The sequence below is a fragment of the Haloarcula sp. JP-L23 genome (genome assembly GCF_011602445.1).
GTDB lineage: Archaea > Halobacteriota > Halobacteria > Halobacteriales > Haloarculaceae > Haloarcula > Haloarcula pellucida.
Window position 1 is genome coordinate 57,324 of sequence record NZ_CP050017.1, and the last position, 11,850, is coordinate 69,173.

Below are 11,850 nucleotides of genomic sequence, written 5' to 3' on the forward strand. Positions count from 1 at the left end.
ATACAGAAACTCATCACAAGGCAATGATAGACATAGACCTCTCCGGACAGACGGCACTCGTGACCGGCGCGGGGCGAGGTATCGGCAAAGAAATAACGGATCGGTTCGCCGAGGCCGGCGCAGATATCGTCGCAGTCGCTCGGACCGAATCGGAAATCGAAGCGATAGTGGAACAGGTTGAGGCTGAACACGGCGTTGAGGGGGTCGCTGTGCCGACCGACCTCGCCGACGAGGACGAGATCGACGCGCTCATCGAGGAGAGCGTCGATGCCTTCGGCATCCCAGAGATCCTCGTGAACAACGCGGCGCTGAACCTGGCGGGGCCGCTGCTGGACATGCCCATAGAGGACGTGGACGCGATGCTGGCAGTGAATCTCCGCGGGCTATTCGTGCTGACGCAACGGTGGGCCCGAGAATTCCGGGCGGACAACCCCGGCCACGGGCGCATCGTCAACATCGCCAGTGCGACGAGTCATCTCGGCGTCCCGCGGATGACGCTGTATAGCGGCACCAACGGCGGCGTCCGCTCGGTGACGCGGGGGTTCGCGTCTGAATTGGCCGACAACGGCGTCACCGTCAATACGGTGACGCCCGGGCTGATCGGCATCGACCGCATCGAAGACTTAGTCGAAGAACAGGGCGACGAAATCTACGACCTCGACCGGATTCCGATAGGCGACTTGGGCGACCCAGAGGACATCGCGAACGCGTGTCTCTTCTACGCGTCGGACCTCGCTAACTACGTGACCGGGACGGAGCTGGTCGTCGACGGAGGCGTCACCTTTACTGCCGGCCTGTATAAGTGAGATCACGGGTGGTGAGCACCTTCGGACCGATTTGCCGGCTATCTTCTCTCGGCGAACCCTGTACGTTTAATTGCGTTCCCGAATATCTCCTGGTATGACGCATCGTGTAGTGTTCACGGACCACACGTTCGACGACCTCGACATCGAACGCGAGATTCTCGCGGAGGCCGACGCGGAACTCGTCGACGCGGCGGCGAGCGACGAGCCGCTGGCTGACCTCGTCACCGACGCAGACGGGATACTCGTGATGTACGATGAGATCGACGCCGGCCTCATTCGCTCTATGAGCGAGTGTCAGGTCATCTCGCGGACGGGAATCGGCGTGGACAACGTCGATATCGACGCCGCAACCGAAGCGGGAATTCACGTGACGAACGTCCCCGATTACTGTATCCCCGAAGTCGCGGACCACACGCTCGGACTGGCGCTCGCGCTCCAGCGGAAGCTCATCGAGTACGACCGGAGCGTCGAAGCGGGCGAGTGGGACGTTTCCGCGGGTCGGCCGATGCACCGACTCGCTGAACAGACGTGGGGACTGGTCGGCTACGGAAACATCGCCCGCGCCGTCGGCGACCGCGTCGAGGCGACGGGGATGGACCGAATCGCGTTCGACGCCTTCCTCGACGACGAGGAGATTCGGAAGAACGGCGCCGAACCGGTCGATTCCCTCGACGAGTTACTCGGACGGGCCGATGTCGTCTCGGTCCATGTTCCGCTGACCGAGGAGACGGAGAATATGGTCGGCCGAGCGGAACTCGAAGCTATGCAGAACCACGCGTACCTGATCAACTGCGCCCGCGGCGGGATTGTCGACGAAGACGCGCTAGCGGCGGCGCTCGACGACGGTGAGATAGCGGGTGCTGGCCTTGACGTGTTGAGCGAGGAACCGCCGAGCGAAGATCATCCGCTACTGGACGACCACCGGATGATTATCACGCCGCACGCGGCGTTCAACTCGGAGGAAAGCGTGGTCGAACTCAGGCAGAAAGCCGCGCGGAACGCTCGTGACGTGCTCTCGGGGGAATTACCGGCGTATTCAGTCAATGGTGGTGAGTTATAGCGCCACCGCCGTCGAACAGGCACCGTCTGACCCACTGCAGGGACATGAATCGGAGTCGATAGTAGTGCCGCTCTCGGACGGGATTCGCTGGAGGGTTGTGACGGCCGTGGAATGGGATTCGATGCCAAACGATAAGTCCTCGTGGGTCGGTGTTCCCTGTGTGCTCGAAGACACCACTGCGATCGTTACCGGCGCGAGTCAGGGCATCGGTCGAGAGATCGCCACGACGCTCGCCGACCGCGGGGCCGCGGTTTCTCTCGCCGCCCGTAGCGACGGCATCTACGAGACTGCAGACAAGATCGACCACGACCGGGTGCTCCCCGTTGAGACTGACGTAACCGACGAACAGTCGGTCGAGTCGAGTATCAAAGAGACGGTCGCGGAATTCGGCCGGTTGGATTGTATCGTGAATAACGCGGGTATCGCCGGACCGACGAAGCCGATAGAGGAGGTGACCCGCTCGGAGTGGGAAAAGACGCAGTCCGTCAACGTCACCGGGGCGTTTCTGATGGTTAAACACGCTGCCACTCACCTCCGAGAGAGCGACCGCGGCCGTATCGTCAACATCGCCTCGATAAGCGGGAAGCGCCCGCTCGAGAACCGGACCCCGTACACGGCGTCGAAGATGGCTGTCATCGGACTCACGCGCACGCTGGCGTTCGAACTCGGCGAGGACGACATCACGGTCAACGCGGTCTGTCCTGGGGCGACGAAGGGGCCGCGGATACAGGACGTGATCGAAAGGCAGGCCGAGCAACTCGACGTGAGCTACGAGGAAGCGAAGCGACAGGTGTTCACTGACGACGTCGCGCTCGGTCGCCTCACGGAATCCGAAGATGTCGCCGAGATGGTAGCGTTCCTCGCGAGCGAACAGGGGCGCAACGTCACTGCGCAGGATCTGAACGTCGACGCCGGCACGGTCTGGTACTGAACGGGGTGTCGATTGGAGCCTTATCAGACACGCTCTTCTGCTCCTCCGCCATCCCCTCGTCACTCCGGTGCGAAAATTTATGCCCGTCTGGCGAGAGATACCATCTATGAGCGCGTTCGAAATCAACCACGTCAGTGTCCACGCAGATGATCTGGAGGAGTCGGTGACGTTCTACGAGGACGTCTTCGGGATGGAGCGCGTCCCCTCGCCGAACTTCGAGGCCCCCGTCGAGTGGTTAGCGTGCGGGGAGCAACAGCTCCACCTCTTCGACCGCGACGTCGAAGCGCCGGCGTATCACCACTTCGGGATGACCGTCGAGAACTTCGAAGCTGTCTTCGAGGCGGCACGGGAGCGGGACCTCTTCGCCAACTGGGACGACTCGGGCGACCCGGGGGTATACTCGTTACCGGACGGCGCCGTCCAGGTCTATCTCAACGACCCCGCGGGGAATCTCATCGAAGTGAACCACCCCGACGTGGATGCGCTCGACGAATCAGTCCGTCAGTACATCGTTCCGCGAAGCGAGCAGTTCGACCAGTCGGGCGAGGCCGCCGAGGCCACGATTGGACTCCCCAAGCGCGCCGACTGAGACGGCGAGTCAGAACTGTCCCGTGTAGCGGTCCCCGCGCCGTCTCGCCTCCTCGACGAGCCGGTATCCCATCTCGACTTGTGAGGCTTCCCACTTCGCGAGCGCTGTATCGAGGTCGTCCGCGGTCCATCCGTCGCTCCCGATATCGTGCGACCAGAGCCGCTCGCCTAGTTCCAGCGCGTCTGCAGCGGCGTGTGCCGTCCCCGCCGCCATGTGCGGTCGGATGAAGAATGCGGCGTCGCCGAGGACGCAGACGCGGTCGAACACCATCTGCGGGATCGTCAGGTCGTAGATGCACTGAACGAACGGCTCCATGGTCTGCCGGACCAGCCATTCGAGTTGCGGCGGGAGGAGTTCCCCGGCCGTTTCGATCTGCCGTTGCCGGATCTCCTCACGCATCAGTCCCGGCGGGAGCGAATGCGTGCGCTGGCGGCCGTCCTTATCGAGGAGGAGGTCCTCTAAGGCGTTGTCCGCGAAGGGAACGTACCACACCCAGTTGATTCGGCGTTCCCCCCGCTCGGTCTCTCCGTCCGGTCCGGGGACGGGATACGTGAGAAACTGCGATTCTGAGGCGTGATACAGATTGTATATCTCACCGAACCGCTTCCGATAGCGGGGCGGTACCGTCTCTTCGTGTATCGTCCCGCGGTAGGCGACGTACCCGGCGTACTCGGGCGTGCGTCCGGGGAGGTACTGTCGCCGAGTTGAGGAGCGGTATCCCTCCGCACAGACCAGGAGGTCGCCCTCGACTACGTCCCCGTCGGCGAAGTGGGCGCGGACCCCGCCGCCGGTCTGGTCGACCTTGACGATTTCCCTCCCCATCTGGTAGATGTCGTCCAAGAGCGCCCGTCGGAGGTTCCGATACACGGTATCCCAGGCCGACGTGTAGGTCGCTCGGCCCTCGACGTCGACCGGTTCGCCCTCCCGACCGAGGTGATGCGTTCGCGAGGTGTGCGACGTCGTTTCGTCCCATTCGACGATGCCCTGTGATTCGAGGAAGGCCAGCATCTCCGGGTGGGCGATGATACCGGCGCCCCGCTCTTTCATCTTGCCGCGTTCGGTCTGCTCGTAGATCGTCGGTTCGTGTCCGGCCTGACTCAACGACACCGCGGCGAACAGTCCTCCCATCGACCCGCCCGAGATTATCACGTCGAGCGGGTCTTCGAGGCGATCCCGGACGGCCTCCCGGTTCGGAAATTTGGGAAGGTCGTAACTCTCGCGCATCACGTCCGCGTCGTAGTAGACGTGGCCGTCGTGACAGACCCGCGGCGGGCCGTCGTAGTCGTAGATCTGACTTCCGGACATGTATGTGAGAACCGTCACCACCGCAATAAAAATTCGGTCTCGTTACTCGTTGGGGTCGTCGTCCCAGTCGTGAGCGGGCGAACCACCGACGAAGGAGGCGAAGATGAGACACCCGTACTCAGCGTCCTCGCAGTGATACTCCATTGGTCCGTGCGGGAGCTTCTGCCCGTAGAGGTAATCCCCCGACGTCAACAGTAGTTGCCGAAGTGTCTGAGAGACGGGTTTCTCCGGTGGCATCGTATGATGAGTATGGTCGCTACTGCCGAGGCACGGCAGGTCTGCCGTGCCGCAGGATCACTGCTGTATCCGTCCTTGGACTTCGGAGCGAAGGTCAACGGCACCTATCCGAGTGAGGACTTCGGCGAAGTCCTCACTCGGAGTGCGTTCGAACGAAAGTTCACCAACACCAGCGCCAGGCACCTGCAACTGGCGAGAGGCGATGATCTCGACCTCGAAGACCGTAGTCCGCTAGCGAAATCACTCCTGTACAATCTTGAAACGATGGATGCGGACGCCATCGGCGAACAGTTCGATGTCGTCCGCAACCAGTTCATCGCTCAGACACACAGGGCTCGTCGCTTTCCGAATACAGCAGAGGTCGCGTTAGACCTCCACGAGTGGCTCTATTACGGCTCGAAGCAGACACCGATGGTGTCACGGATCAATCCTGACCGAGGGACTAATCTCGCCTACGTCTTCGTGACACTGTGCGTTGTGTCACCGTCAGCACGCTTCACGCTCGCCTCAGAGCACGTTGATCGGACTGACACACCGTCCCTGATCGAGGCGATCCGCGAGGTGATCGAGACGGCGCAACAGGCCGTCTCGATCACTCGCATTTACTGTGATCGTGGATTGTATCGGGTAGAGTTAGTCGACGAACTCGTCAATCTCGGTGTGGAGTTCGTCATGCGTGCACCCAAAACGCCAGGGATCAAGCGCGTTCTTGCCGAACACAACGAAGAGCGTTTTGTCACCGACTACGAGCTGGTCAGAAAACGCTCACCAACGATGCGTGTGCCGGTGACGCTCGTCGTCGTCCCGCACCAATCGCGGGACGACGACTCGCTGTGTCTGATCACGAACCGGGCACGGACGGTGGATGAGGCGGTGCCACTCGCGCAAGCGTATCGGCGTCGGTGGGGGATAGAAACGTTCTACCGGAAGGTCGGTGAGTTTCTGTCTCGTACCACGTCACCGGTGTTTGCAGTGCGGTTGTTCTACTTTCTGTTCGCTGTGGCGCTGTACAATCTCTGGGTCGTGGTGTGTCTGCTACTCTCAGAGCAATGTCGGGTGAAAACACGTCCAGCGGTATCAACGGCAACATTCCGGTTCTTCCTCGGCCCCGTGACGTACGGCTAACCGCCTCTCGGGGCGGCAGACCCGGGCTGGTGCCCGGGTCAGCACGCCCGTCGGTACTGGCGAGACTCTCTGTCAGTGCAAATCATTCGTCTCAGCCGCTGCTATCTGCTCCATCTCCGCTGGAACAACCTGTTCAAGCCATATTTCAGCGACCTCGTAGCTTCACCGGATTCTCTGAATCGGCAACTACTGTCAAGACGTGGTCGTGGACCGTCATCGTCCCGTCGACGATTAGTACGGCGTGAGCAGAGGTATGGGTGTGCACGGGTTCGATATACCCCTCGGGAACCGAATGAAGAAGTCCGTTCGCCCCTCGGGCTCGTTCTGATTGAGCGTATGAGTCTTGACTCCTTCGGGGAGTTCCATGTGCGGATCGTTCTCCCAGTCAATGTCCTCCGTGATGATCGACCACTCGATGTCGTTCTCTTCGATAACCCAATCCTGTTCGGGGATGTCCGGCAACTCCGGCATCATGGTACGGGATAACATGCGGAAAGGTATTTGAATACTCTTCGAACGCGGTAATCCACCGCGGGTTGATTCCCGACTGTCCCTGTCGTCGGTTCGAACGATGGCGACGGCTCACAAAGGAATTATATGGAACCATGATAGATAGCTAAAAGCTATGGTAGCCCCTGAGGCGCAGTCACAGCAGGAAGAGCTGCGGAACTACGTCGACGGCGAGTGGGTCGACGTGAACGGCGACGACGGACAGACCGTACTCAACCCGGCGACGGGAGACTCTCTGGGTACTGTTCCGTTCAGCGACTCGGACGACGTGAACGCGACAGTGGAGCGGGCACAGGAGGCGTTCGAGGACTGGCAGTCGGCGCCCGTCGAACAACGCATCCAGCCGCTCTTCCGGTTCAAGACGTTGCTCGAAGACCACCACGAGGAACTCGCGGAGCAGCTCGTGGAAGAACACGGCAAGACCTTCGGCGAGGCGATGGGAGAGATCCGGCGAGGTATCGAAAACGTAGAGGTCGCGTGCGGCATCCCGTCGATGATGCAGGCGGGGAATCTCAACCACGCGGCCCCGCAGATAGACGAGAGCGCCAACCGTGAGTCGCTGGGCGTGTTCACGGCTATCACGCCGTTCAACTTCCCGGGGATGATCCCCCTGTGGTTCCTCCCGTACGCGGTGGCGACCGGCAACTCGTTCATCCTCAAGCCCAGCGAGCAGGCCCCTCTGACCGCGCAGTACCTCTTCGAGCTAATCGACGAGGCCGGGTTCCCCGACGGCGTCGTCAATCTCGTCCACGGGAGCGTCGCGACGGTCAACACGCTACTGGAACATCCGGGCATCACGGGTGCCTCGTTCGTCGGGTCGACCCCCGTCGCGGAACAAATCTACGAGACGGCAGCCGAGAACGGCAAGCGTGTCCAGGCACAGGGGGGCGCGAAGAACCACGCCGTCGTCACCGAGAGTACCGACATCGAGTACGCTGCCGAGAAGGTCTTCTCGGCGGCGTGTGCGTGTTCGGGCGAGCGGTGCCTCGCACTCGATATTGCCGTCGTCGAAGAGGGCGTGTACGACGAGTTCGCTGAGGCGGTCGTCGAACAGGCGAAGAACGCAACCGTCGGTTACGGCCTCGACGACGAGACGACCATCGGACCGCTCATCACCGCCGAGCACGAGCAGAACGTCCGCAACGTCATGCAGACCGGCATCGAGGAAGGCGCAGAGGTCCTCCACGACGGTCGAGACGTTGACGTGGACGGCTACGACGGAAACTTCCTCGGTCCCGTCGTCTTCGGGGACGTCACGACGGACATGGTCATCCAGCAAGAGGAGATATTCGGCCCGGTGCTGGGGTTAGTCCCCGTCTCGGACTTCGACGAGGCCATCGAGACGGTGAACAGCACTCGGTTCGGCAACGCTGCCAGCCTGTTCACCGACTCGGGTCACAAGGCCAACCGGTTCAAGCACGAGGCCGAAGCGGGGAACCTCGGCGTCAACGTCGGCACCGTCGCACCGATGGCATTCTTCCACTTCGGCGGCCGGAAGGCGTCGTTCTTCGGCGACCTCCACGCGCAGGCCGAGGACATGATCGAGTTCTACACGGACAAGACCATCTACATCGAGCGCTGGCCGGACCAGTGAGACGCGGTTCGCGGCGTCGCTGACACCGAGTCCGCAACTCTCCGGTCCCGTAGGAATCGGTCTTTTCGGCGTCGGCCCCGACGACGCCGCCCGAACCGAGTGGCGCTTGCGGGCCTCCGGAATGACCGCTCTGCTTTGCCGAGATCAGTCGGGCCTGATGAACGCTTCGTCGAGTGAGTCCGCCGCCAGAGCGACGATTGTCTCGATGCGGGTCTTCTGTAGGTTCCGATCGCTGAAGTGACAGTCCAGTCGACGAAGTGTCGCCTCGCTTCCCGGGAAGTCGTAGGTGCGGCGGGCGAGACGCCCCTCCGGGCAGCGAGTCGTCGCGATTATCGGGACTCCCGCTTCGCGCAGGTCTTCGAGCGCGGGGATGATTCCCGGAGGGATGTGACCGGCACCGGTTGCTGCCAGACAGAGCGCCGGCGCGTCTGCCGCTGCGCGGATCCCGTGGTCGGACATGTCCGCCGTCGCGGTCAGCGCGTGGACCTCGTTGTCCAGTGCGGCGGGGTCGGGAGCGTAGTCGGGAGTGCGCTCACCCGGACGTCGCTGCCAACGGACCCGGTCCTCGTCGACCGACGCGAGCGGACCGAACTCCGGGGAGCGAAACGTGTCGGGGTTCATCGAGTTCATCTTGGTCACGTCTCGGGCGGCCGCGACCCGGTCGTTGAAAACGACGAGGGCACCGAGACCTCGCGCACCGTCGCTCTTGGCGGTTCGAACGCTCGCGAGCATGTTCCCGGGGCCGTCCGGACTGGCGAGCGTAGGATTTCGCATCGCTCCGGTAAACACGACCGGCGTCTCGCCGCCGTAACAGCAGTCCACAAAGTACGCAGACTCCTCGAGGATATCCGTCCCCTGCGTGATGACCACGCCGTCGATCGAGGGGTCCTCGTCGTAGGCTCTGACGCGCTCAGCGAGGTCGAACATCTGCTTGACCGTGAAGTGCGGGCTCGGGACGTTCGAGAAGTCCTCGGTGACTATTTCGGCGATGTCGCCGAGCCCCGGGACGGCGTCGACGAGGTCCGAGCCGGTGAGTTCGGGACTGGCGTCCCCGCCGGAGTCGTCCGTAGACGCGATGGTACCTCCTGTCGAGATGACAGCGATCGGCATGTGTTACGTTACAGCACGTTATGACTTAACTCGGTCGGATTGCGTGGACGTCTCGCGGAGTCATTCCGCAGTTTCTCCGAAGAACAGCTACCGAGAGACAGATACGGGAGGGCCGCTTTCCGACATGATTTATGTATCTCGCACGAGCACGTTCCATCCGAGGTGATAGCTAATGTCATATGACACAGTCGTACGCGGCGGGACGGTCGTCACCGCGGAATACAGCCATCGAGCCGACCTCGCTATCGAAGACGGAACGATAGCGGCCGTGCTCGCTCCCGGAGCGGACGTCAGCGCCGAACAGACCATCGACGTGACGGGGCGGCACGTCCTCCCCGGCGGTGTCGACCCCCACGTCCACATGATGGACCCGGGCGACACGGAACGGGAAGACTTCCCGACCGGAACCGCCGCTGCGGCCGCCGGGGGCGTCACGACGGTGGGAGAGCACCACCGAACGGACCCGACAGTCCTGACCGCGGATATTCTCTCGGACAAGCGCGACTACCTCGCCGACCGGGCGCGAATCGACTACGGGTTACTCGCGGGCGGACACCCGGACAACGTCGACGAGATCGCGGACCTGGAGGAGGAAGGGGCCTTCGCCTACAAGAGTTTCACCTGCGAGGTACACGGCGTACCGGCGCTCCTGAGCGACTACATGGAGGAACTGTTCGAAGAGATAGCGCGGGTCGGCGGGGTCAGCATGGTCCACCCTGAGGACGAGCGGATGCTCGACGCCGCCGAGGAGCGACTCAGGGAGGAGGGCCGGAACGACGGGAGCATCATCCCCGAGTGGCGGTCGAAAGAGGCCGAGCAGGTCGCTATCTCGACAACGCTCCAGATCGCGAAGCAGACTGGCGTGGAACTATGGTTCGCCCACCTTAGCCACCCGGAGGTGGTCGAGCAAGTCACCCATGCGAAATCTCAAGGCGTCGAGGTTTACAGCGAGACGTGTCCCCAGTATTTCTACCTCACGCGCGAAGACGTAGAGAAAGACGCGCCGTATACGATGTTTACCCCGCCTGCTCGCGAAGAGAGCCACCAAGTCGAGATGTGGGACCGCCTCGCCGACGGTGAGATAGATATGGTAAACGCGGATCACGCGCCCAGTACCCGGGAGCAGAAGGCCGCGGGTGAAGACGACGTTTTCGAGGCCCCGTTCGGAATCCCCGGTATCGAGACGGTGCTGCCGTTGCTGTTGAACGGCGTAAACGAGGGAAAGGTTTCGCTCCAGCGTGTCGTCGAGGTCTTCGCGACGAACCCGGCGAAGATTCTGAATATCCACCCGCGGAAGGGTGACCTACGGGTCGGAAGTGATGCGGATTTCGTCGTCGTAGATATGGAGCGGAAACGGACGCTCCGTAACGAAGACGTGGTCGCGAAGTGCGGTTGGACGCCGTACAACGGGCTAACTGTTCGAGGCGTCCCCGAGTCGACGTATGTGCGCGGCGAACCCGTTTTTGAAGATGGCGATATCGTTGGAGAGACGGGCTACGGCGAGTTCGTTTCCCGGCCCTCGTAGGGGGTAACTGTGATATCGCCCCCTCGGATGTGGGCATGGCACTCTACTGCGGGTACTCTAACCGGAGTCTGATCTCCTCTGTGACGTCTAAGAGGAGGTCCGTGAGATACCGCTGATGTTCGTCTTGCATCCGTCTGACCGGGCCTGTGACGCTGACTGCGCCAAAGACCCTCCCCGAAGGGTCCTTGACTGGTGCGCCCATTGCCATCATTCCGTTGCGGCGCTCGGCCCGGTTGAACGCGTAGCCGCGTTCGCGGATGTCTTCAAGGATATCGAACAGTTCCCCGCGGGTCGTAATGGTATTGTCAGTCATTTTCGGAAGACCATACGCATCGACGATCGACTCAACTCTTTCTTCAGGCATCGACGCTAAAATTGCCTTACCGGCTGATGTCGCGTGGAGGTAGACGAGTTTTCCGACCCGAGAGTTCGACTGGATGCCGTTCTCTCCGAGTTCGCTGTGGACGTGGATACCTCGACCGTTTTCTTCGATGATAAATTGGGCTCGTTCCCCTGTTTCATCGGCGAGCTTGACGACTTTCGGATGAACGATTTGATACTCTTCTCTTTGGCTCTTACTGTGCATCGCTGGGTCGAGGAACCGAAGTCCGATTCGATACGTCTCGCCTTCCTTCACTACCCACCCGTATTTCATGAGCGTGTTGAGGTGATAGTGAATCGCACTTTTCGAGATGTCAAATTCGTCGGTTAGTTCTATCAAGGACGCGCCACTGTTCTCCTGAATGTATTCTATGATACCGAACGATCGATCCACAGATTGAATGGTTTTGTGGTCCGTGTTATCAGATACTACCGGCATATCTACCTACCCGTATCCCTAGCTCTTGAATGAATCGTATCTATTATGATATTAATGGGGTGAATTCAACAATACTGAATTACGCTAATCAGGTTATGCTTTATTGAACGAGGCGGCCCCGAAAGGAGTTAGTCACCTGTGTTCAGATATTAGATCGGCGCGAAACTATGTAGATATTGGTAACAGTGTCGAAATCGGCATCTCATAGGGGCCGTATAGTTCGAGAAAGCAAGAGTTT

12 protein-coding genes are annotated in these 11,850 nt (G+C 61.1%); 7 read left to right on the forward strand and 5 right to left on the reverse strand.

Features of this window, described 5'->3' with window-relative positions; genetic code table 11:
- Window positions 1-23 precede the first annotated feature (23 nt).
- The 4 genes from G9465_RS23330 to G9465_RS23345 all read left to right on the forward strand — a co-directional run bounded on the left by G9465_RS23330 (window position 24) and on the right by G9465_RS23345 (window position 3,386).
- Window positions 24-806: an SDR family NAD(P)-dependent oxidoreductase gene (locus G9465_RS23330; protein WP_166975346.1), complete on the forward strand. Its 783-nt coding sequence runs from the start codon at window positions 24-26 to the stop codon at window positions 804-806.
- 94 nt (window positions 807-900) lie between these two features.
- Complete coding sequence (locus tag G9465_RS23335; RefSeq protein WP_166975349.1) at window positions 901-1,866, forward strand: C-terminal binding protein; 966 nt, start codon at window positions 901-903, stop codon at window positions 1,864-1,866.
- Window positions 1,867-2,026: 160 nt separating this feature from the next.
- Window positions 2,027-2,797 (forward strand): SDR family NAD(P)-dependent oxidoreductase, encoded by a 771-nt coding sequence (locus tag G9465_RS23340; RefSeq protein WP_166975352.1) that lies wholly within the window; start codon window positions 2,027-2,029, stop codon window positions 2,795-2,797.
- Between the two features lie 106 nt (window positions 2,798-2,903).
- Window positions 2,904-3,386: a VOC family protein gene (locus tag G9465_RS23345; protein ID WP_166975355.1), complete on the forward strand. Its 483-nt coding sequence runs from the start codon at window positions 2,904-2,906 to the stop codon at window positions 3,384-3,386.
- A 9-nt stretch (window positions 3,387-3,395) separates the two neighbouring features.
- On the opposite strand, the gene G9465_RS23350 is transcribed toward G9465_RS23345, so the two are convergent.
- Together G9465_RS23350 and G9465_RS23355 are read right to left on the reverse strand one after the other, a co-directional pair.
- Window positions 3,396-4,691: an FAD-dependent monooxygenase gene (locus G9465_RS23350; RefSeq protein WP_166975358.1), complete on the reverse strand. Its 1,296-nt coding sequence runs from the start codon at window positions 4,689-4,691 to the stop codon at window positions 3,396-3,398.
- Window positions 4,692-4,733: 42 nt separating this feature from the next.
- On the reverse strand, window positions 4,734-4,928 hold the full coding sequence (locus tag G9465_RS23355) for a hypothetical protein (RefSeq protein WP_166975361.1): 195 nt from the start codon (window positions 4,926-4,928) through the stop codon (window positions 4,734-4,736).
- Between the two features lie 12 nt (window positions 4,929-4,940).
- Between G9465_RS23355 and G9465_RS23360 the strand changes: the two genes are divergently transcribed.
- Entirely contained in the window at window positions 4,941-6,053 is a 1,113-nt protein-coding gene (locus tag G9465_RS23360) for a transposase (RefSeq protein ID WP_166975364.1), read from the forward strand.
- Window positions 6,054-6,284: 231 nt separating this feature from the next.
- On the opposite strand, the gene G9465_RS23365 is transcribed toward G9465_RS23360, so the two are convergent.
- On the reverse strand, window positions 6,285-6,527 hold the full coding sequence (locus G9465_RS23365) for a hypothetical protein (protein ID WP_166975367.1): 243 nt from the start codon (window positions 6,525-6,527) through the stop codon (window positions 6,285-6,287).
- A 151-nt stretch (window positions 6,528-6,678) separates the two neighbouring features.
- On the opposite strand from G9465_RS23365, the gene G9465_RS23370 reads away from it, so the two are divergent.
- Window positions 6,679-8,157, forward strand: a complete 1,479-nt coding sequence (locus G9465_RS23370; protein WP_166975370.1) for a CoA-acylating methylmalonate-semialdehyde dehydrogenase — start codon at window positions 6,679-6,681, stop codon at window positions 8,155-8,157.
- Between the two features lie 144 nt (window positions 8,158-8,301).
- Here G9465_RS23370 and G9465_RS23375 read toward each other — a convergent pair whose 3' ends face one another.
- Window positions 8,302-9,267, reverse strand: a complete 966-nt coding sequence (locus G9465_RS23375) for an asparaginase (RefSeq protein WP_166975373.1) — start codon at window positions 9,265-9,267, stop codon at window positions 8,302-8,304.
- Between the two features lie 172 nt (window positions 9,268-9,439).
- On the opposite strand from G9465_RS23375, the gene G9465_RS23380 reads away from it, so the two are divergent.
- The gene (locus G9465_RS23380; protein ID WP_166975376.1) at window positions 9,440-10,792 is read left to right on the forward strand and encodes a dihydroorotase family protein; all 1,353 of its coding nucleotides are present in this window, start codon (window positions 9,440-9,442) and stop codon (window positions 10,790-10,792) included.
- A gap of 43 nt (window positions 10,793-10,835) precedes the next feature.
- Here G9465_RS23380 and G9465_RS23385 read toward each other — a convergent pair whose 3' ends face one another.
- The gene (locus G9465_RS23385) at window positions 10,836-11,612 is read right to left on the reverse strand and encodes an IclR family transcriptional regulator (protein WP_166975379.1); all 777 of its coding nucleotides are present in this window, start codon (window positions 11,610-11,612) and stop codon (window positions 10,836-10,838) included.
- Between the last annotated feature and the right edge of the window lie 238 nt (window positions 11,613-11,850).